The organism is Streptomyces speibonae (assembly GCF_984686075.1).
Genome location: NZ_OZ480260.1, coordinates 5,849,859 through 5,873,046, shown reverse-complemented (window position 1 = coordinate 5,873,046; position 23,188 = coordinate 5,849,859). Strand labels below are relative to the sequence as shown.

The following is a 23,188-nucleotide window of genomic DNA, read 5'->3' as shown; positions in this document are numbered from 1 at the left end:
GGAGACGCGATGGAGTTCGCGGACGCGGCCCTGGGCCCGGCCTCGCTCCTGAGTGAGCTCTACACGTCCTTCTGGTGGATCCCGGCCCTCGTGCTGGCCGCCGCCCTGGCCATCAAGCTGCCGACGATCATCAGGCTGTGGAACGACCCGCTGCTGCGCGCGGTCGGCGGTCTGCTGCTGCTCGCCTGCGCGGTGTTCGTGTTCGTCGCGCCCTCCACGATCGTCTGGGTGAACCGCGTCACCGGCGTGCCCAACATCTCGGCGCCCTGGGTGTATTCCCTGCTCACCGCGTTCTGCGGATCCTGTCTTGTGCTGATCGTCGCCTGGCGCGACGGCCCGTCGGAGCGCTCCGCCGCCACCCGCAGGGCCACCCGCCGCGTCCTGTGGGCCTACGGAGGCGTGATCGTCCTGCTCTGGGTGCTGTTCGCCCTCGCGGACGTGCCCGTGGAGCGCACCCGGGACCTGGACACCTACTACGCCACCACGCCGTTCATGCGCGAGGAGATCCTGCTGTACCTCCTCGCGCACACCGTCGCCGGGCTCATCACCTCGAAGCTGATCTGGAACTGGATCCGCACCGACGGACTCGACGCATGGCTGCGCTGGGGACTGAAGTTCCTGGGCATCGGCTACGCGCTGAACCTCGCCTTCGACGCCGCCAAGCTCACCGCCGTGGGGGCCCGTTGGACCGGGCACGACCTGGACCGGCTCAATCTCGACGTCGCGCCGGCGCTGGCGTGTCTGTCGGCCGTGTCGATCGCGGTCGGCTTCATCCTGCCGCACGCCGGCCAGTACCTCCACGCGCGCTGGCGGATCCGCCGCGCCCACCGGCGGCTGCGGCCCCTGTACCTCCTGATGCGGACCGTGCACGGCTCCGGCCTGCCGTTCGTGCTGCGCGCCGGCCCCGAACTGCGCCTGACCCGGCGGGAGACGTTCATCCGTGACGTACTGCTGCCGCTGGCCCGTCGGACCGACGAGCGGCTGCGCGAGCGGTCGTACGCCGCCGCCCGGGGCCTGGGCTTCGCGCCGCAGCGGGCGAGGGCGCTCGCGGCGGCCGTCGTGATCCTCGACGCCGTCGAGGCCGGAACCGGCCGGGACGACGGCGCCGGCGGCCACGGGCCCGACACCACGCAGCTGCTCCACGAGATCGGGGCCGTCTCACGCGCCCTGCGCCATCCCGACGTGATCCGGGAGGTCCGCGCCCGCGCGGTGGCACCCGGGGACACCGTGGCGGTCACGGAGTGACCGTGCGCCACGTTCAACTGGCCGGGAGGGCCCACACCTTGGCATATTGCACAAGTGACCGAGCCACGCCCAGGGGAACAGGGAGACAGCGGTGCGTACCAGGAAGGAGATGCGTCGTCTCGCTGACGCCCTCATCGACCCCATCCGGGTGGAGGTGCCGGCCGATCCCGAGGTGCTGTTCGACGCGCTCGTCGGCTCCGTCAGCGCCTGGCGCGGACGTGAAGTGGTGGTGCACCGGGCGGCGTTCCCCCCGCACACCGCTAGCGGACTGTGGCTGGAGCGGGAGGGCCACGACGACGTGGTGGTGGACGAGCGGGCCGCCGTGTGGCACCAGATCGTGATCTTCTGCCACGAGGTGTGGCACATGAGCCGCCGGGAGCCGGCCGCGCAGGGCGCCGGCGGGTCCCTGCCCGTCGCCGCCCGCACCGACTTCAGTCTGGCCGAGGAGCAGGAGGCGGACCGCTTCGGCATGCTGATGGGGCGCCGGCTGCGCACCTGGCTCGACGCGTCCGCCGACCCGGTGTACGCCCCGGGCGGCGCCGGCTCCGCGGACCCGCAGGACCTCGCCGGACGCATCGGGGCCGCGCTCAACTACCGCGGGACGAAGAGATGAACGGCCTCATCAACTACGTCAGCTGCGGGGTGCTGTGGCTCGGCCTGCTGGTGAAGGCGCCCGATCTGCTGCGGCACCGGCGCGATCCGTACCTGCGGGCGATCTGCGCGGTGCTGGGCCTGGCGGGGCTGTGCTTCTTCCTCGGGGCGCCGCCGACGGTGGGCGCCGTCAACCGGCTCGGCGGGGTGCCGAACCTGGCGGCGCCGGTCACCTATGCGGCGATCACCGGGTACTGCGCCGCCTCGCAGGTCCTCATCGTGCACTGGCGCGGCGGGCCCCGGGTGCGCCGCACCGCCCGCCGCTGGCTGCTCGCCTACGCCGTGGTCGTCCTCGGCATCGCGGTGACCTTCGCCCTCGGTGAGGCGCCCGTGGAGCGCCGGACCGACCTGGACACGTACTACGCGACGACCCCGTACATGGCCCAGATGATCGTGCTGTACCTGCTGGCGCACCTCATCACCGTGACGGTCACCGCGGTCTCCTCACTGCGCTGGGCGCGCCGGGTGCGGGGCCGGCTGCGGGCGGGGCTGCTGCTGCTCGGGGCCGGTTCGCTGTGCGGGGGCGGCTACAGCGTGGCCAAGCTGATCGCGGTGGGGGCCCGCTGGTCCGGACGGGACTGGTCGGCGCTGAGCACCACCGTCTCCCCGGCCGCCGCGGGACTCGGTGCCCTGCTGACGGTCGTCGGCGTGCTGGTGCCGCTGACGGCGCCCCGGCTGGGCGAGTGGCGGCAGGCCGGCCGGACGTACGCCCGGCTCGGGCCGCTGGAGGACGCGCTGGACGATCTCCTGACCCGCCGGGCCCTGCGGCTGCCGCGGCCCCGGTTCGCCTCCCCGACCACCCGGCTGATGTGGCGCCAGACCAGCATCCACAACGCGCTGAGCCATCTGGACGCCTATTTCGACCAGGACCTGTTCGACCGGACCCGGGCGTGCGCACTGGTCACCACGGGCGATCCGGAGCGGTCCGAGGCCGCCGCGTGGGCCGCGGTGATCACCGCGGCGCTGCGGCAGGAGGCGGACCCGGACCGGCCGGCCCCGCCGCCCGGCACGGACGGCCGGTTCCCGGACCGGGTGCCCGGTCCCGCCGTGCTGGCGCGGATCGCCGACGCCCTGGCCGGCGCCGGCCCGGTGCCCGCCGCCTCCGCCGTGCCGAGCGGGACGACGACGGCGGGGACCGTGTGAACCGGGGTGCGGAAGTGAGAAGGGGGCCGTCGTGAGCCTCGTCGTCTATCTGGCGGCCTTCGTCTTCGGAATGACCTCCGCGCTGCTGCTGCGCCGCCCGCGCAGGGCCATGCGCAACCCGCTGCTGGTCTCCACCTGTGTGGCGATCGTGCTCGGGGCGCTGGTCTTCGTGTGCGCCGCCCCGGCCACCCTGTCCACCGTCAACGAGCTGACCGGCGTCCCCAACTTCGGGGCACCGCTGACCTACGGCATGCTCTCCGCGTACAGCTGCGCGGTGCTGGTGCTGCTGATCAACTGGCGGGGCGGTCCGCGTGCGCGGGTGCGGCGCAGGGTGCTGCGCACCGTCGCCGCCTACGGTCTGCTGGTAGTGGCGATCGTCGTGCTGTTCGTGCTCGCCGAGGCGGACACCGAGCGGCTGACGGACCTCGACACCTATTACGCGAGCACGCCGTTCATGCGGGAGATGATCCTGCTGTACCTGGTCGGGCACAGCGCGGCGATGCTGGTGATGTGCGCCCTCTGCGTCAAGTGGGGGCGCGAGGTCGGCGGTCCGCTGCGGGCCGGGCTGCGGCTGATCCTGGTGGGCGCGCTGCTGGACGTGCTGGGCTTCCAGGCGGCCAAGTACACGGCGATCGTGGCGCGCTGGACGGGCCACGACCTCGACTTCCTGTCCACCACGGTGGCCCCGCCGATGGCCTCGCTGGCCGCGCTGCTGTGTTCGGCCGGGTATCTGCTGCCGTCCGCGGTCGCCCAGTGGCGGGCGCTGGGCGACCACCGGCGGCTGGCCCCGCTGTGGTCCCTGGTGAGGTCGGCGTCCACCGCGCCCAAGCCGCCGACCGACTGGTGGCAGCTGCCCCAGGCGCGGCTGCAGTGGCGCGAGGTGTCGATCCACGACGCGTTGCTGGCGCTGGCACCGTACTTCGACCACCGGGTGCGCGAGCGGGTGCGGGACCGCTCCCTGCGCGCGGGCCGCTCACCCCACGAGTCGCGGCTCGCGGCGGAGGCGGCGATGCTCGCCGACGCGGCGCGGCGGGCCGCCGCCCGCGAGGAACCACCCCAGACGGGCTGCAGCTACCGGCTGCACGCCACCGAGGTCTCCGGCACCGGCGGACTGGTGGAGCTGGCCGAGGCGCTGCGCGGGCAGCCCGGCGCGGGCGCCGCCTCCGACGGTGCCGTGCCGTCCTCCCTGACCGGATCCAGGACCGAACCCGAGGAACCCCATGTCGCGTAGAGCTGTCGTCATCGGTGCCGGTCTCGCCGGCATGCTGGCCGCCGCCGTGCTGTCCGCCGCGGGGGCGGACGAGGTGATCGTGCTGGACCGGGACGAGCTGCCCGAGGGGCCCGAGCACCGCCGGGGGCTGCCGCAGGGGCGGCACGCGCATCTGCTCATGGCGGGCGGCCTGGAAGCCATGGAGGAGCTGCTGCCGGACGCGGGGCTGCGGGGGCGGCTACTCGCCGCCGGGGCGCACGAGATACCGCTCAGCTCGGGCATGCTCGCCCTCACCCCCGACGGCTGGCTGCGGCGCTGGCGGCGCGCGGGCCCGGCCATGCTGACGTGCAGCCGCGCGCTGGTGGACTGGGTGCTGCGGGAGACCGTACGGGAGCAGGCAGCCGTGGAGATCCGCAAGGCGGCCGTGGTCGGTCTGACCGGTTCCGCCCGGCGGGTGCGCGGGGTGCGCGTCGCGGCGCCCGGCGGGGACACGGATCTCGAGGCGGACCTGGTCGTCGACGCGAGCGGGCGCGGCACCCGGGTGGTCAGCTGGCTGGGCGGGCTCGGGCTGACCGGGGTGCGGGAGCGGGCCGTGGACTCCGGGCTGGTGAACGCCTCGCGCCTCTACCGGGTGCCGGAGGGGGCGGAACGGTTCCCGCTGACGATGGTGCAGGCCAATCCGTACGTCTCCCGGCCGGGCCGGAGCGCGATGGTCCTGCCGATCGAGGGCGGCCGCTGGCTGGTGAGCTGCGGCGGATCGCGCGGGGGCGAGCCGCCGGCCGACCCGGAGGGGTTCCTTCGGTACGCGCTGGACCTGCCCGACCCGATCGTGGGGCGGCTGATCTCCGGGGCGGAGCCGCTGGGCGATGTGCATCTGAGCCGCTCGACCAGCAATGTGCGGCGGTATCTGGAGAAGCTGCCGCGCTGGCCGGAGGGGTTCGTGGTGCTGGGGGACGCGCTGGCCACGTTCAACCCGGCGTACGGGCACGGGATGTCGGTGGCCGCGTTCGGGGCGCGGGTGCTCGGCCGTGAGCTGGCCCGCTCGCCCGGTGGTCTCGGCACGCCGGGGCTGGCGCGGCGGGTGCTGCGGGGTACGGCGCGGGCGGCGGACGCGGCGTGGTCGGTGGCCGTCAGCCAGGACGTCATGTACCCGGGGGTGCGGGGCGGCGCGCCGACGGTGGCCGACCGGGTGGTGTCGGCGTACTCGCGTCGCATGATGAAGGCGGCGACGGGGTCGTACGCGGCGGCGTCGGTGATCTGGGAGGTCACGAGCCTGCGGGCGGCCCCGACGCGGATGTTCCGCCCCGGGGCGGTCCTTGCGGCCCTCGCCGGGTCCCCGCTGCCGCCGTCCACCGAGCCGCCGATGACGACGAGCGAACGGGCACTGCTGCGGTCACTGGATCGCTCGGGGATGTGACCCGGGGGCTGCCCGGACGTCTGTTGTCCGGGCTTGCGCGGGGCGCGGACGATGACGGGGGCGGCGGCGGCGAAAGAGGTGGCCGTGGGGGTTCCTGCGCGGCCGCCGCTCACCGGGTACGTCACGCTCTCCGACCGGGATGGGGTCATCACCGGATGCAACAGCACATCGCCTTCATCGGCCGCGACGGCAGCGGTCACATCAATCCGACACTGCCCTGGGTGGCCGAACTGGTCAGGAGAGGACACCGCGTCACCTACGCGGCCAGCGCGGCCTTCGCCGACGCCGTCCGGCGGGCCGGGGCCCGCCACTTACCGCTGCCCGACGCCGAGTTCCAGCACCAGGGCAAGTCGGGTGAGAGCGCCCTGCGCCGGCCCGACACGGACATCGTGGCGATGATCACCGACCTTGTCCTCGCGCACACGGAGCGCGAACTGCCGATCCTGCGCGAAGGGTTCGCCGCCGATCCGCCGGATGTGATCTGCTACGACGCCAACTCCCTGGCCGGTGTGACCCTGGCCGGAATGCTCGGTGTGCCCGCCGTGCAGATACGGCCCTCGTTCGCGGCGAACGAGCACTACTCACCGCTGCAGGAGTTCGTTCCCGACCCGGACCGGCTGGCCGCTTCGTCCGCCGCTGCAGAGGCCCGGGTGCGCAAGTACACCTCGGCCTTCGGTGTCACCGGGACCCTGGGCACCATCCTCACCCGTGTTCCCCACGAACTCTGCGTCGTCTGTGTGCCCCGGGAGTTCCAGTACGCGGGCGACACCTTCGACGACCGCTACGTCTTCGTCGGGCCGTCCGAGTACACCCGTACCGAGTCCGGCAGCTGGGAGCCGCCGTCGGCGGGCACACCCCTGTTGTTCATCTCCCTCGGGACGATGATGAACCAGAACCCGGAGTTCTTCCGCCTCTGCATCGAGGCATTCGGCGACACCGAGTGGCACGTGGCGATGGCTGTCGGAGACCGTGTCGAGCCGGCCGAACTCGGGCGCATACCCGACAACTTCGAGATCCGCCCCTACTTCCCCCAGCTCGACGTGCTCAAGCGTGCCGACGTGTTCGTGACCCACGCCGGCATGAACTCCACCATGGAAGCGGTTCACCACCAGGTGCCCACGGTCGCCGTGCCGCAGACGCCGGAGCAGGTGGGCAACGCGCGCCGGCTGCGGGAGCTCGGTCTGGGCGTCACCCTGGAGGAGCGGACCGCCCCGGTGCTGCGGGAGGCCGCGCTCGCCGTGCACCGGGACAAGGACATCAGGGCGGCCCTGGCGGACATGGCCGAGTCGTTCCGCGCGGCCGGTGGCGCCTCCGCGGCGGCCGACGCCATCGAGCAGCTGATGAAGTAGGAGGGCGACGACCGGCCGCTCCCCGCGCTCAGCCCGCGAACGCGGGCTGAGCGACGCCCTTGCCGGCTCCCGGGACGACCAGGACGGAGCCCGCCAGGGGGTGGGGGGCGGTCAGGCCCACCCGGGCCGTAGTGATGTAGAGGTCCGTCAGGTCGGGGCCGCCGAACGCACAGGCCGTGACCAGCGGTACGGGCAGGCGGATCTCGCGGTCCAGCGTGCCGGAGGGCGTGTACCGGCGTACCGCGCCCCCGTCCCACAGCGCGACCCACACACAGCCCTCCGCGTCGACGCACAGCCCGTCGGGGAAGCCCGCGCCCTCCTCGATCGCCGCGAACGAGCGCCGGTTGCTGATCCGGCCGTCCGCCTCACCGACGTCGAAGACGTCGACGCGGCGGGTCGGGGAGTCGATGTAGTACATCAGCCGCCCGTCGGGGCTCCAGCCGGTGCCGTTGCTCACGGCCACGTCGTCGAGGAGGACCTTGACCGTGCCGTCGCCGGTGACGCGGGACAGGGTGCCGCCGCAGGGTGCCTCGTCGTAGCGCATGGTGCCCGCGAAGAGGCTGCCGTCGGGGGCGACGGCGGCGTCGTTGCCGCGGCGGCCGGGCACGGGCTCGTAGTGCAGCCAGCGGAAGGTGTCGTCGGGGTCGACCAGGCCGATGCCGTCGCGCAGGTTGAGGACGAGACCGCCGCCCGCGCGGGGTTTGGCGGCGCCCACGTGCTGCTCGGTACGGCGCACGGTGCGCCGGCCGGTGGCGGGGTCGTAGGTGTGGACGCGGGAGCCGAGGATGTCGATCCACAGCAGCCGGCCCGTGGCCGGGTCCCAGGTGGGGCCCTCCCCCAGGGTGGCCTCCTCGCGGACGGCGACCTCGTACGTGTTCGTCATGCGGCACTCCGGTGGCCCAGGCGTTCGGACAGTTCGGCGGCGCCCTTCACGGCGAGCTGCTCCAGCTCGCCCAGGCGTTCGTCGCTCCAGCGACTCATCGGTACGGAGATGGACAGTGCGGCGACCACCTGCCCCGTGCGGTCGCGCACGGGCGCGGCGACGCAGGAGACGTCCGGGTTGGACTCGCGGCTCTCCACGGCGACGCCCCGGGTCCGGATCTCCGCGAGCGTCTCGCGCAGCACGGCCGGGTCGGTGATGCTGTTGGGGGTCATCGCGGGCAGCTCCGCTCCGTCGGGGAGGCGCGCGCCGAGTTCCTGCTCGGGAAGGGAGGCCAGCAGCATCTTGCCGACGGAGGTGCAGTGCGCGGGCAGCCTGCGCCCGGCCGCCGAGACCATCCGCACCGCGTGGGTGGAGTCGACCTTGGCGATGTAGATGACGTCGGTGTCCTCCAGGATCGCCACGTGCACCGTCTCGTCGCAGGTCTCGGCGACGGACCGGGCGACCTGCCGGCCCTCGGCGGCGAGGTCGAGTTGCTCGGCGTAGCGGGCGCCGAGCTGGTACGGGCGCACGCCGAGCCGGTAGCGTCCGGGCTGGCCGGCCACGGGGACGATGTACTTGCGGGCGGCGAGCGTGGTCACCAGCTCGTGGACGGTGGTGCGCGGCAGCTGGAGCCTGCGCACGATGTCGGGGGCGGAGAGCGTGCCGTCCCCGTCGAGGAAGAGCTCGAGTATGTCGAGAGCCCGGGTCACGGCTGGTACGAGGCGTCCCACGACCTGCCCCCTCCCTAATGTGTCTCAGGCGCCTGCGATGCGTTCGATATTTCAACAGGCGATCGGCATGACGAACACAGGCTAGTCGCAGCCCGCACCAAGGGGCAATGGGTGAGCCGCCGGCGCGCGAGCCGTCGCGAGCAGCGCCCCCCGTCGCATCCCGCGGCCGCTGCTCGTCCTCGGGCGACGGCCGCCGCCCGGGCGGGCCCCCGGTGGGCGACGATGGGTTCCGTGCCCACCGGACGACGCCCCACTGAGCCCTTCACCCCGCGCGACTTCCAGCTCGTGCTGCTGCGCCGCATGGCCGATCACAATCCCGGGCCGGTGGAGGACGCCCGGCGCGAGCTGGGCGCCTCCCTGACCGAGATGCGCGAGGCCAACAAGCGCTGGCAGGCGATGGTCCGCTCGCCGCGTTCCCGGCCGGCCCTGTCCCGGTACCGGTCCGTGCTGGGCGAGCCGGAGTCGCGCGCCCCGCGCCGGATCGGCGACCTGGACTGCGAGGCGTGGCTGTGGCGGCTGCCGCTGTGGCCCGCGCTGCGCTTCGAGGTGCTGACCCCGGCGGCCGGCGGCGCGGTGTGGAACGCGTGGCTGGTCCGGGCGCCGGGCGCCCGGCCGCCGGTGCTGCGCACGGTGGAGGACCTCACGCCCTGGTCCTGCACGGTGGACGAGGCGGCCCGCGCCTTCGCCCCGGCCCGCCCGCTCGAGGGCACGGCACCGACCCGGTGGGGGCTGGCCTTCACGGCCCCGGACGCGGCGGGGGTACGGCACGAGGTCGTCGCCGAGTTCACGTGGGGGCTGCTGCAGCGTACGGCGGTCAGCGAGAAGCGGCCTTGAGGACGTCCTCCACGACGCGCGGCATCGACTCGGGGTGCAGCCACAGGAACAGGTTCGGTTCGACGAGCTCCAGCTCCATCACGCGGGGCCGGCCGTCGTCCCCGTCCACCAGGTCGACGCGCGCGTACAGCAACTCGGGCCGGCCCGGCACGCAGGCCATCGCCTTCCTGGCGATCGCGGCCTCCTCCAGGCTCGGCGTCCACTCGGTGAGTCCGGGGTGGGCGGTCTTGCGCTGGTCGTAGGGGGTGCCCTGGGCGAGGACGGGGCCCTTGCGGCTGGCGTGCAGCAGGGTCCCGCCGAAGTACTGCAGTGCCCGCTCCCCGGTGGTGTCGATGGCGCGCAGATAGGGCTGCACCATCGCGGTGAGCCCGTCGGCGTGCATGCGCTCCAGGTGCCGTACGGCCGTGGCGTGCTCGTCGGGGGTGTAGCGGGCGGCGAACCGGGCGCCGGCGCCGGAGGCCGGTTTGACGACGTACTCGTGGTCGCCGGGGAGGTCGAGAGGGTCGCCGGGGGCCAGGTAGCGGGTGTCCACGACGGGCACCCCGGCGCCGGCGAGGTCGGCGAGGTACCGCTTGTCGGTGTTCCACCGCACCACGTCGGCCGGGTTGGCCAGCCGGGTGACCGCGGCGCACCGCTCGGCCCACGCGGTGAACTCCGCCGCCCGCCAGCTGTAGTCCCAGGTGGAGCGGATCACGACGAGGTCGAAGGCCGCCCAGTCCACCCGGTCGTCGTCCCACACCTCGGCGGACGCCCGCGCCCCGGCGTCCTCCAGCGCCCGCACCAGGGCCGGCAGATCGCGGTCCTCGGCCACGTCGGGGCCGGGTGCGCAGGTGACGAGCGCGATACGGGGCACGGCGACTCACTTCCTCGTACGAACAGTCGATCGACGTGCAGGCTAGCAGTTCGGTTTCTGGGAGTTCTGTGTGAATTCGGCCGCCGTCCCGCCGGCCGGTCCGCCGTGACCTGCGGTTTTCCGGCGGCCCGTGGCGGGGGTTCCCAGGGGGCGTTCAGAAACGCCCAGACCGGTCCAGACGGCCCGCCCACGGTGGGTGGTGCGCGGCGGTCCGACGGCGCGCGCACCCCGCACACCCACCATCGGTTCTGGAGTGACTGTGATCGAAGTCCGCGGACTCACCAAACGCTACGGCGAGGTCCTGGCCGTCGACGACCTGACGTTCGCCGTCCGCCCCGGGGAGGTGACCGGGTTCCTCGGCCCCAACGGCGCCGGCAAGTCGACCACGCTGCGGATGATCCTGGGCCTGGACGCCCCCACGTCCGGCGCCGCCACCGTCGGCGGCCGCCCCTACGCCGACCACCCGGCGCCGCTCAGGGCGGTCGGCGCGCTGCTGGACGCGGGCGCGGTGCTGCCCGGCCGTACCGCCCGGCACCATCTGCTGGCCCTCGCGGCCTCCAACGGCATCCCGCGCCGGCGGGTGGCCGAGGTGCTGGCGGAGGTGGGGCTCGACGGGGTCGCCCGGCGCCGGACCGGCACCTTCTCGCTGGGCATGCGGCAGCGGCTCGGCATCGCGGCGGCGCTGCTGGGCGACCCCCCGGTGCTGGTCTTCGACGAACCGCTCAACGGCCTCGACCCGGAGGGCATCGTCTGGATCCGCGGGCTGATGCGGCGGATGGCGGCCGAGGGACGCGCGGTGCTGATGTCCAGCCACCTGATGAGCGAGATAGAGCTCACCGCCGACCATCTCATCGTCATCGGCCGCGGACGGCTGGTCGCGGACACCGCCATGCGGGCGTTCATCGACGCCCGCTCCGGCCGGGAGGTCCTGGTGCGCAGCCCGCAGGCGGCCGCGCTGCGGCGGATGCTGTCCGCGGCGGTCCAGGTGCGCGAGGACGGCGCGGACGGACTGGTGGTGACCGGTCTCGACACGGCCGAGATCGGCGCGCTGGCCTCGGCGGGCGGGGTGGAGCTGCACGAGCTGACCGCGCGTCAGGTGTCCCTGGAGCAGGCCTTCATGGACCTGACCCGCGATGTCGTCGAGTACCACACGGAACACGCACCCGACGGGGCGAAGGAGACGGTCCGATGAGCGCGAGCACCATGAGCGCCCCGGCGCCCGCGGCGGGCCGGGCGACGTTCGTGCACTGTCTGCACGCCGAGTGGATCAAGATCCGTACGATGCGGTCGACCCTCGCCGTCGTCCTGGGCACGGTGGCCTTCGGCATCGGGCTGGCGGCACTGGGCGGCACGGCCGCCGGCGACGAGTACCCAAACCTGAGCGCGGCCGACCGCGCCTCCTTCGACCCGCTGGCGATCAGTCTGCGCGGCTATCTGCTCGCCCAGGTCTCGCTCGGCCTGCTGGGCGCGCTGGTGGTCACCTCCGAGTACGGCGCCCGTACGATCGTCGGCACGCTGACCGCCGTACCGCGGCGGACCCGGGTGCTGGCCGCCAAGGCCGTGACGCTGATCGCGGTCGCGCTGCCGGTGGCGCTGCTGATCTGTCTCGGCGGGTTCCTGGTCGGGCAGTCGGCGCTGGCGGACGCCGGCGCCCCGCATGTCGCCCTGTCCGATCCGGGGTCGCTGCGCGCCGTCCTCGGCGGGGCGCTGTATCTGACGCTGGCCGCGCTGTTCGGGCTGGCGACCGGCACGGTGATCCGCAGCACGACGGCGACGGTGACGACCCTGTTCGGCGTGATGCTGATCGTGCGGGGCTTCGCTCCGGCGCTGCCCGGGGCGCTCGGTGACTGGACGGTGAAGTACTGGCCGCCCATCGCCGGCGGGCAGATCGTCACCGGCTACCGCGACCCGGACCTGCTGGCCCCCTGGCCCGGTCTCTCCATGATGGCGGTCTGTGTGGCGGTCCTGCTCGTCGCCGCGTTCGCCGCCTTCCGCAGGCGGGACGCGTAGCGCGCGGACCCTGGACACTGGAGGCCGGCGATCAAGGCGGGAGTGGACGGATGACGGCATCCGAACGGCTGCTGGTGGTGGAGGACGAACCGACCCTGCGGGAGCTGCTGTCCGCGAGCCTGCGGCTGGCCGGGTTCGACGTGGTGCCGGTGGAGACGGGGGCGGAGGCGCTGGCGGCGGTGCGGGAGCGGCGCCCGGACCTGATCGTGCTGGACGTGATGCTGCCGGACTTCGACGGCTTCGAGGTGGTACGGCGGCTGCGCGAGCAGCACTCCGCCGCGCCTCCGGGGCATCCGCCGGTGCTGTTCCTCACCGCCAGGGACGCGCCCGAGGACCGGATCGGCGGGCTCAGGGCGGGCGGTGACGACTATCTGACCAAGCCGTTCAACCTGGAGGAGCTGGTGCTGCGTATCCGCGCCATCCTGCGCCGCACCGGCGGCCGTCCGGCGGACGGGCGGCTGGTCGTCGGGACGCTGGAGCTGGACCCCGACAGCCACCAGGTGATGCGGGACGGGCGGCCGGTGCAGCTCTCGCCGACCGAGTTCAGCCTGCTGCGGGTGCTGATGGAGAACGCCGGTCAGGTGCTGTCGAAGGCCCAGCTGCTGGAGCTGGTCTGGCACTACGACTTCGGCGGTGACGACAGCATCGTCGCCTCCTACATCAGCTATCTGCGCCGCAAGGTGGACCAGGACGACCCGAAGCTCATCCACACGGTGCGCGGCACCGGGTACGTGCTGCGCAGGCCCCGGCCGTGAGGTGGGGCGGGGTGGGGGCGCTGCGCGGCCGGGTCTCGCTGCGCGGGAGGCTGCTGGCGATCTCGCTGGCGCTGCTCGTGATGGCGCTGCTCGGCGGCAGCGCGCTGGTGGTGACGCTGCTGCAACGGGACCTGGTCGGGCAGCTGGACGACCGGCTGCGCACCGCCGCCACGGTCACCTCGCGCTTCGCCGGCCTGGCCGACCTGGCGCGTGACCTGACCCCGCAGGCGCGGCAGAGCGTGGAGCAGCGGCTGACCGGCGACATCCATGTCGTCCACCTGGACCCGGACGGCCGTGAACGGCGCACGGTCCGGCCGGCCGTGGCGAACCCCCCGGTCCTGCCGGAGCTGGACTCGGCGGCCGTCGCCGCGCGCGACGGGCGGGCCTTCGAGGTGCCCGCCCGGGACGGCGGACCGGCCTGGCGGGCGGTCGCCCTGCCGCTCGAAGGACCGGAGGCGGACGGGGGGAGCGTCGTGGTCGCCGGTTCGCTCGCCCAGGTCGACGCGACGATCCGGCAGCTCGGCACGCGGGTGCTGGTGATCAACACGCTCGTGCTGGTGCTGCTCGGCGCGGCGGGCTGGTTCGCGGTGGGGGTCGGGCTGCGTCCGCTGCGGCGGATCGAGACCACCGCGGCGGCCATCGCGGACGGCGACCTGTCCAGCCGGGTGCCCGGGCCCGCCGACCCGCGCACCGAGCTGGGCCGGCTGACCGGGGTGCTCAACGGCATGCTGGACCGGATCGAGGAGGGCGACGCCGCCCGGGCGGCCGCGGCGGAGCAGATGCGCCGCTTCCTCGCGGACGCCAGCCATGAGCTGCGTACCCCGCTGTTCGGCATCAAGGGGTTCACCGAGCTGTACCGGATGGGCGGCATGCCCGAACGCGCCGATGTCGACGCCGCGATGGGCCGGGTCGAGCGGGAGGCGGGACGGCTGATCCGGCTGGTCGAGGACCTGCTGCTGCTCGCCCGGCTCGACGAGCCCGCGTCCGCCGCGGACCCGCCGCTGCGGCTCACCCCCATGGACCTGCGCACGCTGGCCGCCGACGCGCTGCACGACCTGCGCGCCCTCGACCCCGGGCGGCCCGTCACCCTGACCGGGCCCGGCGGCGGCCCGCCCGGCGGCGCGCCGGTGCTGGGCGACGAGGCGAAGCTGCGGCAGGTGACGTCGAACCTCGTCGGCAACGCGGTCGCCCACACCCCGGCCGGCACCCCGGTCCGTATCGGGGTCGGCACGCGCGACGGGCTGGCCGTCCTGGAACTGCACGACGAGGGGCCGGGCATGTCCGCCGACCAGGCCGCCCGTGTATTCGACCGCTTCTACCGCGCCGACGCCGCCCGCAGCCGCACCGGGGACGGGGGCGCGGGGCTGGGCCTGGCGATCGTGCGGTCCCTGGTGACGGCCCACCACGGCCGGGTGGAGCTGAGCACGGCCCCGGGCGAGGGCGCCACGTTCCGTATCCTCCTTCCGCCGCACCACGGATGAACCGGCGCTTGACCTTCACCTTCGGGGAAGCCCCAGCATCGATGGCGGAACGCGGAAGACGCAGCAGCACGCAGGAGGACGGGGATATGGACATGCTGACGATCGGCGCCTTCGCGAAGGCGTGCCGGCTGTCCCCCAAGGCCCTGCGCCTGTACGACGAGCTGGACCTGCTGCGCCCCGCCCGGGTGGACCCGGACACGGGCTACCGCTACTACGCGGTCGAGCAGCTGGAGCAGGCCCGTCTGGTGGCGTGGCTGCGCCGCATGGGCATGCCGCTGGCCGAGATCCGCCGGGTCCGCTCGCTGGACGACGCTGCCGCCGCCGTGGAGATCCGGGCGTACTGGGCCCGGGTGGAGGCGGAGACGGCGGTACGGCGGGACCTCGCCGCGTTCCTTGTCGATCACCTGACGCAAGCATCGAGAAGGGACACCGCCATGAGCACACTGGAGCTGCGCTACTGCGCCCACACCGACCGGGGCCTGGTCCGGCCCGCCAACCAGGACGCGGCGTACGCGGGCGGGCGTCTGCTCGCCGTGGCCGACGGCTTCGGCCCGGCGGGGGCGCCGGCGAGCAGCGCGGCGGTGGAGGCGCTGCGGTTCCTCGACACGCGGGAGATACCGGCGGGCGGGGTGCTGAACCTCCTGGAGGACGCGGTGCAGGGGGCCGCGCAGGCGGTCCGGGACGCGGCGGACGGCTCGGCGGAGGCGGGCACCACGCTGACCGCCCTGCTGTGGACGGGCTCCCGCCTGGCGCTGGTGCACATCGGCGACTCGCGTGCGTATCTGCTGCGGGAGGGGGAGCTGTTCCGCATCACCCATGACCACACGGTGGTCCAGTCGATGCTGGACGAGGGGCGGCTGACCCCGGAGGAAGCGGTCTCCCACCCCCAGCGCACCCTCCTGCTGAAGGCCCTCACGGGTACGGAGGCCACCACGTCCTCCCCCGACCTGCGCCTCCACGACGCCCAGCCGGGCGACCGCTACTTCCTGTGCTCCGACGGCCTCCCGAGGGCCGTCCCCGACGACACGATCACCACCCTGCTGACCACGTCCCCTACCCCCGCCGAAGCGGTCCACACCCTGATCGCCCAGGCCAACACAGCAGGCGGCCCGGACAACATCGCCTGCGTAGTAGCAGACGTGGTGACAACGGCCTAGCGCTCCCGCGGGCAGTCGTGCCTCCCCCAGTGCCTTAAGGGCCTGGGAGGTACCCCCAGGGCGGCACGGGTGGGCGCGACGGCACCCCGCAAGCGCCGGGCTGCGCGAACACCCCCGGCCGGCAACCACACCGGTGCACCCGCCCCCGCCCCCGGCGCACCCGCGGCTACCGCTCCTCCGCCTCCGGGTCCCAGTCCAGCAACCGCACCTTCGCCACCGTCCGCACATGCCTGCGCATCGCCGCGGCGGCCTGCCGGCCCCGCCCCTCCGCAATCGCGTCGAGAATCGCCTGATGCTGCGCAAGGGACCGATGCGGCCGCCCCGGCTGACGCAGCGACTCGTTGCGGCTCTCGGCGATCTGCTCGGCGATCGACCGCATGAAATCCGCCAGCAGCCCACTGTGCGCCGCCGCCGTCACCGCCGCGTGGAACCGCCGGTCCCCCTCCACACCGCCGCCGCCCGCCTCGATCTCCTCCGCCATGTGCGCGAGCGCCGCCCGCATCGCGGCGAGGTCGTCGTCCGTGCGGCGCTCGGCGGCGAGTTCGGCGAGCTTCGTCTCCAGCGCCTCCCGGGCCTCCAGCACGTCCGGGAGGCGCCGGCGGCGTTCCACCATGCGGTCGACCGGCTCGACGTCGAGGCTGTCCCGTACCAGGTAGGTGCCGCCGCCGTGCCGGGCCTCGACCAGGCCCTGGACCTCCAGGACCACGATCGCCTGCTTCACGGAGGCCCGGCTGACCCCGAGCCGCTGGGCCAGGTCCCGTTCGGGCGGCAGGCGGTCGCCGGCCCGCAGGCCGCCCTCGGTGACGTACTGGCGCAATCGGTCCAGCACCTGTTCGTACAGGCGCTGTTTCGTCATGGGGCGCAGGGCGTCGGTCACGGGGTCCCCCTCTCGTCGGGAGACTAGCACCGGGCGCGACCGAAATGGCCAAGTGGCTGAACCAATTTCTGCGCGACCCCTTGACGGCACCTCCCGCGCACCGCACGCTTTCCAGCCAACCGGACCACCCCCCTCCAGCGACAAGTGGTTCATCCACTCGGCCACTCGGGAGCCCGCATGTCCCCCGAACTCATCTCCGTTCTCGTCCTGGCGGTGGTGTTCGTCATCGCCACCACCCGCTCCGTCAACATGGGCGCACTGGCCTTCGCCGCCGCGTTCGGGGTCGGCACGCTCGTCGCCGACCTCGACGCGGACGGCGTCTTCGCCGGTTTCCCGGGCGATCTGTTCGTCGTCCTGGTCGGCGTCACCTATCTGTTCGCCATCGCCCGCGCCAACGGCACCACCGACTGGCTGGTGTACGCGGCCGTCCGGCTGGTGCGCGGGCGGGTGGCCCTCATCCCCTGGGTGATGTTCGCCCTCACCGGCGCGCTCACCGCGATCGGCGCGGTCAGCCCGGCCGCGGTCGCGATCGTCGCGCCCATCGCGCTGAGCTTCGCCGCGCGGTACCACATCAGCCCGTTGCTCATGGGCGCGCTGGTGGTGCACGGCGCCCAGGCCGGCGGCTTCTCGCCGATCAGCATCTACGGCTCCATCGTCAACGGCATCGTCGACCGCGAGGGTCTCCCCGGCAGCGAGATCACGCTGTTCCTCGCCTCGCTGCTGGCCAACTTCGCCATCGCCGTGGTGGTCTTCGTCGTCTGCGGCGGGCTGAAGCTGTGGCGCCAGGGGGCCGTGACCGACATCGGTGCGGGCCCGGCCGAGGCGCCGGGAGGGAAGGACTCCGGCGGTGGCGGCGGCTCCGGCGCCCCGGGGACGGGCGGCACCGGAACCCGTACCGCCCCGGCCCCCACCACGGTGGGCACCCTCCCCGACGCCCCCGCGGCCGTCGCGCCCACCGTTCCCGTCATCGCCACCCTCGTCTGTCTGGTCGCCCTCGTCGTCGCCGTCCTCGGCTTCGACCTGGACGCCGGTCTCACCGCCATCACCCTCGCCGTGGTGCTGAGCACCGCCTGGCCGGAGGACAGCCGCAAGGCGGTCGGCCAGATCGCCTGGCCCACGGTCCTGCTGATCTGCGGTGTGCTCACCTACGTCGGTGTCCTGGACGAGATGGGCACCATCACCTGGGCCGGTGAGGGCGTCGGCGGCATCGGTGTCCCGCTGCTCGCCGCGGTGCTGCTCTGCTACATCGGCGGGATCGTGTCGGCGTTCGCCTCCTCCGTCGGGATCATGGGCGCGCTCATCCCGCTGGCCGTGCCGTTCCTCGCCCAGGGCGAGATCGGGGCCGTCGGCATGGTGGCGGCGCTCGCGGTGTCGGCGACGGTGGTGGACGTCAGCCCGTTCTCCACGAACGGCGCACTGGTCCTGGCCGCCGCTCCCGACGTGGACCGTGACCGCTTCTTCCGGCAGCTGATGGCGTACGGCGGAATCGTCGTCGCGGCGGTCCCGGCGGTGGTGTGGCTGGTCATGGTCGTGCCCGGCTGGGGGTAGGTCGCCGACGGCCCGAGCACCTGACAGCCTTCGAACGACAGCAGTTCCACAGAAGGAGCATGACGCGTGTCCTCTCTCTTCCCGGCTCTGACCGACGGCCCGGCCGACCGGCCCGCCCTGCGCTTCGGTGAGCGCTCACTGACCTACCGGGAGCTCGCCGCCGCGGCGGGCGCGGTGGCCGGGGGCCTGAAGGAGGTGCGCCGGGTCGCCGTGTGGGCCACGCCCACGATGGAGACCGCGGTCGCGGTCACCGCGGCGCTGCTCGCCGGGCAGGCCGTCGTGCCGCTCAACCCGAAGTCGGGCGCCAAGGAGCTCGGGCACATCCTCTCCGACAGCGCCCCCGACCTGGTGCTCGCCGCCCCCGGCGAGCAGCTGCCCGCCCCCCTGGCCGCCCTGCCCCGGCTCGACGTCGACCCGTCGGCCGGGGCGGCGGCCCCGGGTTCCCTCCCCGACGACCGCGCCCGGGACCCGGAGGACCCGGCGCTGATCGTCTACACCTCCGGCACCACCGGCCCGCCCAAGGGCGCCGTCATCCCCCGGCGCGCGATCGCCCACACCCTGGACGCCCTCGCCGACGCCTGGCAGTGGACCGGCGAGGACGTGCTGGTGCACGGGCTGCCCCTGTTCCATGTGCACGGCCTGGTGCTCGGCACGCTCGGCCCGCTGCGCCGGGGCGGCTCGGTGCGCCATCTGGGCAGGTTCACCACCGAGGGCGTGGCGCGCGAGCTGAACGACGGCGCGACCATGCTGTTCGGGGTGCCGACGATGTACCACCGCGTCGCCGAGGCGCTGCCCGGCGCGCCGGACCTGGCCGCGGCGCTGGCCGGGGCGCGGCTGCTGGTGTCGGGCTCCGCCGCGCTGCCCGTGCACGACCACGAGCGGATCGGGGCGGCGACCGGACGCCGGGTCGTGGAGCGGTACGGCATGACGGAGACGCTGATGAACACCGCCGTCCGCGCGGACGGCGAGGCCCGCCCCGGCACGGTGGGCGTGCCGCTGCCGGGCGTGGAGCTGCGGCTGGTGGACGAGGAGGGCTCGCCGGTGACGTCGTACGACGGTGAGACGGTCGGCGAGATCCAGGTGCGCGGGCCGAACCTGTTCACCGAGTACCTCAACCGGCCGGACGCCACGGCCCGGGCCTTCACCCCCGACGGCTGGTTCCGCACCGGCGACATGGCGGTGCGCGACGCCGACGGCTATGTCCGCATCGTCGGCCGCAAGGCCACCGACCTGATCAAGAGCGGCGGCTACAAGATCGGCGCGGGGGAGATCGAGAACGCGCTGCTGGAGCACCCGGGCGTGCGGGAGGCCGCGGTCACCGGGGAGCCGGACGACGACCTGGGCGAGCGGATCGTGGCGTGGGTGGTGCCGGCGGACCCGCTGTCCCCGCCCGCGCTGGACGAGCTGGCCGACCATGTGGCCGGGCGCCTGGCCCCGCACAAGCGCCCGCGCGTCCTGCACCATCTCGAGGCCCTCCCCCGCAACGACATGGGCAAGATCATGAAACGGGCGCTGGCCCGTGGCTGACCGCTTCTCCGCCCGTGAGGCCGTCGCCGCCCTCGCCGACGACTTCACCGAGCTGTCCTGTCCGGACCGGCCGTCGCCGCCGGACGGCCCGCTCGGCTGGCCCGGCTACGACACCGCCCGCGCCCGCGCCGCCGAACACACCGGCGAGCAGGAGTCCGTGATCTGCGGCACCGCGAGCATCGGCGGCACCCGGGCGGTCGTCGTCGCCTTCGAGTTCGGCTTCCTCGGCGGCTCCCTGGGCGAGCGCACCGGCGACCGTCTGGAGGCCGCGTACGCGCGGGCGCGCGCGGACCGGCTGCCGGTGGTGCCGCTGGTCGCCACCGGGGGGAGCCGGATGCAGGAGGGCATGCTCGCGCTCACCCAGCTCCAGCGGGTGGCGCGGGCGTCCGCGCTCACCCGGGAGGCCGGGCTGCCGCAGATCGCGGTCCTGCGGGACCCGACGACCGGCGGCGGGTGGGCCACCCTGGGCGCGGGCGCCGACGTCGTCCTGGCGCTGCCCGGCGCCCAGGTCGGGTTCGCCGGGTCCCGGGTGCGGCCGGCGGACGCGGACCCGGCGGCGTACACGGCCGAGGCGCAGGTCGCGGCGGGCGCGGCGGACGCGGTGGTCCGCCCCGAGGAGCTGCGGGACACCCTGGGCCGCTGGCTGCGCCTGCTGACCCGCCCCTCCACCGCGCCGGCCCCGCCGCCGCCCGCCCTGGGCGCGGCGGACCTGCCGGACACCGGCTGGGAGGCGGTCCGCCGCGCCCGCTCCCCCCGCCGCCCCCGCGCCGCCGCCTATCTGGACGCCTACTTCACCTCCCGCGTCACGATCGGCGGCGACCGCTGCGGCGGCACGGATCCCGACGGAATGCTCTGCGGCTTCGGCGAACACCAGGGCCGTACGGTCGCCTTCGCGGCGCAGACCGGGGCGGCCACCCGTCCCGCCGGGTACCGCACGGCCGCCCGGCTGGTCCGGCTCGCCGGCCGGCTCGGCATCCCGGTGCTGACGCTGGTGGACACCCCGGGCGCGGCCAACGACGCGGAGGTGGAGCGGCAGGGCGCGGGGGCCGCGATCGCCGACCTGTTCGGCGCCGTGGCCGCCGCCCGCACCCCCGTCACCACGCTGGTGGTCGGGGAGGGCGGCTCCGGCGGCGCGCTGGCCCTGGCGGCGCCCGGCAACACCTGGGTCACACCGGACAGTTACTTCTCGGTGATCGCCCCGGACCTCGCGGCGGCCATCCTCAAACGGCCGCCGGAGCAGGTGGAGGAGACGGCCGCTCAGCTCCGCATCCGGCCGCAGGACCTGGTGGAGCTGGGCGTGGTGCGCGGGATCGTGGGCACCGGCGGTGACGGATGGGTGAAGTCGGGCGGTTGACCGTCACCGGGTGAACGCCGTGCGTAGCATGGGGTGTTCACGCAAGGCTTCACGCAGTCGTACACAATCGGGGGCACGTCGCGCGATGGACGGATTGATGCAGTTCACCACCGAGAGCGGCGCCGCTGTCGTGGTGGAGGGGGTGGAGGACGAGTCCGGGGCCCGGCTCGTCTCACGGGACGGCACCCCGGCCCAGGCGGCGCGCACCTTCGAGGGCGCCCTGGAGGGGGTGCGGACGGCCGCCGAGTCCGCCCTGCGGGTGTTCCGCGACGGCTCGCTGCGACCGGACGCGGTGGAGCTGGAGTTCGGGGTGAAACTCACCGCGGAGGCCGGTGCCGTGATCGCCAAGGGAGCGGCGGAGGGACATCTGGTCGTCAAGCTCAGCTGGGCGCCGGGGACGGACCGTGAGGCCAGCGGCCGCCGATGAACAGAGCGGCCTGGCACACCCGGATCCAGTGCGGGAAGGCCGTGGGCTCCGGCTTCCTCGTCTCGGCCCGCCAAGTGGTCACCTGCGCCCATGTCGTGGCGGCGAGCGGCACGGCGGCGGTGACGGTGAGCTTCCCGCACCGGCCCGACCTGGGGGAGCTCACCGCCGGGGTGGCCGTCCACGGCGGCTGGCGGGGCGGCGTCACCGACCCCGGGGATTTGGCCGTACTGGAACTGGAGCGGGACGTACCGATCACCCCGGCGGTCTTCGCGCCGCCCGGCGCCGGACGGGAGACCCCCGCGCCCGAGCTGGCCGCGTACGGGTTCCCGCGCGGGTACGACGAGGGTTCGATCGCGCACTGCCGCGCGGCGCGGGGTCCGTTGATCGCGGGCGAGTGGGTGCAGTTGGAGGCCGTCTCCGTACAGGGACAGCCGCTGGCCGACGGTTTCAGCGGTGCGGCGGTGCAGCTGCCCGACGGTTCGGTGGTCGGCATGGTCACGGCGATCGCGGGCGGCCGGGACGGTCGCGTGGGGCGCATGCTGCCCACCGAGGTCATGGCCCGCTACTGGAGCGGCCTGGGCGAGCTGGTGCCCTCACCGGACCTCACCCCGGCCCGGCTCAGGGAGCTGCACCACCTGGTGCGGCGGGCCGAGCGGGAGAACCGGACGGCCGACACCGGCCGGCTGTACGCCGACGCCGTCGGCCCCCTCGGCCCCGATCTGCCCGCGGGCGGTTTCGCGTCCCTGGCGTCCCTGGCGGTCCATCTGCAGCTCGAAGTACCGGAGGCGGTGCCGCAGTTCCTCGTCCGGCTGCGGGAACTGCTGGAGGGTGCGGAGAGCGGGTGCGGTGCGGCGGGGACGCCCGGGACGCCCCCGGAACGGCCGCCGGGCCGCGCGCCGGCCTGGTCGCCCATCGTCGTGGAGATCGAGCACAGCGGGGCCGGCCCCGACCAGGTCACCGTGGAGGTGTCCGCGTACCGCGACGGGCAGCGCCGCCCGGTGGGTGCCCGCCGGCTGCCGCGGTCCGCCGTACGGGCCTTCGTCCAGGAGCACATCGACCAGGCCGTCACCCAGCTCGCCCCGGGGGCCGACGAGTTGCTCGCCTTCGTCCTCCCGCGCGGCTGGCTGAACGAGCCGGTGGCGCGCTGGGAGTGCGGCGCGGACGACCCCACTCCGCTCGGCTGCGCCTATCCGCTGGTGGTGGCGGACCGCACCCGCCACCGCAGCGGGCGGATGCGCCATCAGCTGCACAAGAAGTGGCAGAAGCTGGACGGCGGTCCGGCGGCCGTGCACCGCATCGACTGCGGCACGCGGGAGCGGGGACCCAGTCTGCGCAAGCGGCTGTGGGACGACGGCACCGATCTGATCGGCTTCGCCTCTCCCCCCGACGCCGCACGCGAGCACTTCGAGGTCGGCCTGAACGTCCCCGTCCCCGTGCTGCTGTGGCCCCGCGCGGGCTGCCCGGGACCGGACCACGAGGGCCCCTGCGGGGGCGGTGCCTTCCTCGACGCGCTCACCGCGTCCGTCGCCGGGGTCCCGCCCGCCGACCTGCCGCACCACCTGCTGTCCCTGCGGCTGACCGCGGACGCCCACGACGAGGCGGACGGGCACTGGGCGGGCGACGTGCAGCTGCTGTGGGACGACCCGCGCTGCTTCCCCGAGACCCCCGCACCGCTGCACTCACCCGTCGCCTGACCG

General features: G+C 74.3%; 21 protein-coding genes. 17 read left to right on the top strand and 4 right to left on the bottom strand.

What is annotated here, in order from left to right; all coding sequences use genetic code 11:
• Positions 1 to 9: 9 nt before the first annotated feature.
• From AC5L3C_RS26260 to AC5L3C_RS26235, 6 genes are all read left to right on the top strand, one after another.
• Complete coding sequence (locus AC5L3C_RS26260; protein WP_493651266.1) at positions 10 to 1,245, top strand: MAB_1171c family putative transporter; 1,236 nt, start codon at positions 10 to 12, stop codon at positions 1,243 to 1,245.
• A gap of 91 nt (positions 1,246 to 1,336) precedes the next feature.
• Positions 1,337 to 1,858 (top strand): toxin, encoded by a 522-nt coding sequence (locus AC5L3C_RS26255; protein ID WP_493651264.1) that lies wholly within the window; start codon positions 1,337 to 1,339, stop codon positions 1,856 to 1,858.
• Entirely contained in the window at positions 1,855 to 3,039 is a 1,185-nt protein-coding gene (locus AC5L3C_RS26250; protein ID WP_493651262.1) for an MAB_1171c family putative transporter, read from the top strand. The genes AC5L3C_RS26255 and AC5L3C_RS26250 overlap by 4 nt, the downstream gene beginning before the upstream one ends.
• Positions 3,040 to 3,070: 31 nt before the next feature.
• Positions 3,071 to 4,270, top strand: coding sequence for an MAB_1171c family putative transporter (locus AC5L3C_RS26245; RefSeq protein ID WP_493651260.1), 1,200 nt, complete (start codon positions 3,071 to 3,073; stop codon positions 4,268 to 4,270).
• Positions 4,260 to 5,666: an FAD-dependent oxidoreductase gene (locus AC5L3C_RS26240; protein WP_493651259.1), complete on the top strand. Its 1,407-nt coding sequence runs from the start codon at positions 4,260 to 4,262 to the stop codon at positions 5,664 to 5,666. The genes AC5L3C_RS26245 and AC5L3C_RS26240 overlap by 11 nt, the downstream gene beginning before the upstream one ends.
• A gap of 155 nt (positions 5,667 to 5,821) precedes the next feature.
• Positions 5,822 to 7,015, top strand: coding sequence for a macrolide family glycosyltransferase (locus tag AC5L3C_RS26235; protein WP_125506663.1), 1,194 nt, complete (start codon positions 5,822 to 5,824; stop codon positions 7,013 to 7,015).
• A gap of 28 nt (positions 7,016 to 7,043) precedes the next feature.
• On the opposite strand, the gene AC5L3C_RS26230 is transcribed toward AC5L3C_RS26235, so the two are convergent.
• Positions 7,044 to 7,898: an SMP-30/gluconolactonase/LRE family protein gene (locus AC5L3C_RS26230; RefSeq protein ID WP_493651257.1), complete on the bottom strand. Its 855-nt coding sequence runs from the start codon at positions 7,896 to 7,898 to the stop codon at positions 7,044 to 7,046.
• Entirely contained in the window at positions 7,895 to 8,668 is a 774-nt protein-coding gene (locus AC5L3C_RS26225) for an IclR family transcriptional regulator (protein WP_125506661.1), read from the bottom strand. Before AC5L3C_RS26225 ends, AC5L3C_RS26230 begins: the two co-directional genes overlap by 4 nt.
• Positions 8,669 to 8,890: 222 nt before the next feature.
• Between AC5L3C_RS26225 and AC5L3C_RS26220 the strand changes: the two genes are divergently transcribed.
• The gene (locus tag AC5L3C_RS26220; RefSeq protein WP_493651255.1) at positions 8,891 to 9,502 is read left to right on the top strand and encodes a hypothetical protein; all 612 of its coding nucleotides are present in this window, start codon (positions 8,891 to 8,893) and stop codon (positions 9,500 to 9,502) included.
• Here AC5L3C_RS26220 and AC5L3C_RS26215 read toward each other — a convergent pair.
• Positions 9,483 to 10,355: an ATP-grasp domain-containing protein gene (locus AC5L3C_RS26215; RefSeq protein WP_493651254.1), complete on the bottom strand. Its 873-nt coding sequence runs from the start codon at positions 10,353 to 10,355 to the stop codon at positions 9,483 to 9,485. The genes AC5L3C_RS26220 and AC5L3C_RS26215 overlap by 20 nt on opposite strands.
• 259 nt (positions 10,356 to 10,614) lie before the next feature.
• On the opposite strand from AC5L3C_RS26215, the gene AC5L3C_RS26210 reads away from it, so the two are divergent.
• From AC5L3C_RS26210 to AC5L3C_RS26190, 5 genes are all read left to right on the top strand, one after another.
• A complete protein-coding gene (locus tag AC5L3C_RS26210) occupies positions 10,615 to 11,547 on the top strand; it encodes an ABC transporter ATP-binding protein (protein ID WP_493654028.1) in 933 nt (310 codons plus the stop codon).
• Positions 11,544 to 12,365, top strand: a complete 822-nt coding sequence (locus AC5L3C_RS26205; RefSeq protein ID WP_493651253.1) for an ABC transporter permease — start codon at positions 11,544 to 11,546, stop codon at positions 12,363 to 12,365. Before AC5L3C_RS26210 ends, AC5L3C_RS26205 begins: the two co-directional genes overlap by 4 nt.
• Before the next feature lie 50 nt (positions 12,366 to 12,415).
• Complete coding sequence (locus AC5L3C_RS26200; protein ID WP_125506657.1) at positions 12,416 to 13,120, top strand: response regulator transcription factor; 705 nt, start codon at positions 12,416 to 12,418, stop codon at positions 13,118 to 13,120.
• An 11-nt stretch (positions 13,121 to 13,131) separates the two neighbouring features.
• Positions 13,132 to 14,601, top strand: coding sequence for a sensor histidine kinase (locus AC5L3C_RS26195; RefSeq protein ID WP_493651252.1), 1,470 nt, complete (start codon positions 13,132 to 13,134; stop codon positions 14,599 to 14,601).
• 86 nt (positions 14,602 to 14,687) lie between these two features.
• Entirely contained in the window at positions 14,688 to 15,758 is a 1,071-nt protein-coding gene (locus tag AC5L3C_RS26190; protein WP_493651250.1) for a MerR family transcriptional regulator, read from the top strand.
• Between the two features lie 166 nt (positions 15,759 to 15,924).
• Here AC5L3C_RS26190 and AC5L3C_RS26185 read toward each other — a convergent pair whose 3' ends face one another.
• Entirely contained in the window at positions 15,925 to 16,635 is a 711-nt protein-coding gene (locus AC5L3C_RS26185) for a FadR/GntR family transcriptional regulator (RefSeq protein ID WP_493651248.1), read from the bottom strand.
• Between the two features lie 177 nt (positions 16,636 to 16,812).
• Here AC5L3C_RS26185 and AC5L3C_RS26180 point away from each other — a divergent pair, with 177 nt between their 5' ends.
• From AC5L3C_RS26180 to AC5L3C_RS26160, 5 genes are all read left to right on the top strand, one after another.
• Positions 16,813 to 18,183: an SLC13 family permease gene (locus AC5L3C_RS26180; RefSeq protein WP_493651247.1), complete on the top strand. Its 1,371-nt coding sequence runs from the start codon at positions 16,813 to 16,815 to the stop codon at positions 18,181 to 18,183.
• Positions 18,184 to 18,249: 66 nt separating this feature from the next.
• On the top strand, positions 18,250 to 19,710 hold the full coding sequence (locus tag AC5L3C_RS26175) for an acyl-CoA synthetase (protein ID WP_493651246.1): 1,461 nt from the start codon (positions 18,250 to 18,252) through the stop codon (positions 19,708 to 19,710).
• On the top strand, positions 19,703 to 21,064 hold the full coding sequence (locus tag AC5L3C_RS26170) for a carboxyl transferase domain-containing protein (protein WP_493651244.1): 1,362 nt from the start codon (positions 19,703 to 19,705) through the stop codon (positions 21,062 to 21,064). The genes AC5L3C_RS26175 and AC5L3C_RS26170 overlap by 8 nt, the downstream gene beginning before the upstream one ends.
• Positions 21,065 to 21,149: 85 nt before the next feature.
• Positions 21,150 to 21,491 (top strand): CU044_2847 family protein, encoded by a 342-nt coding sequence (locus AC5L3C_RS26165; protein ID WP_125506647.1) that lies wholly within the window; start codon positions 21,150 to 21,152, stop codon positions 21,489 to 21,491.
• Positions 21,488 to 23,185, top strand: coding sequence for a VMAP-C domain-containing protein (locus tag AC5L3C_RS26160; protein WP_493651242.1), 1,698 nt, complete (start codon positions 21,488 to 21,490; stop codon positions 23,183 to 23,185). The genes AC5L3C_RS26165 and AC5L3C_RS26160 overlap by 4 nt, the downstream gene beginning before the upstream one ends.
• The last annotated feature ends 3 nt before the right edge of the window (positions 23,186 to 23,188 follow it).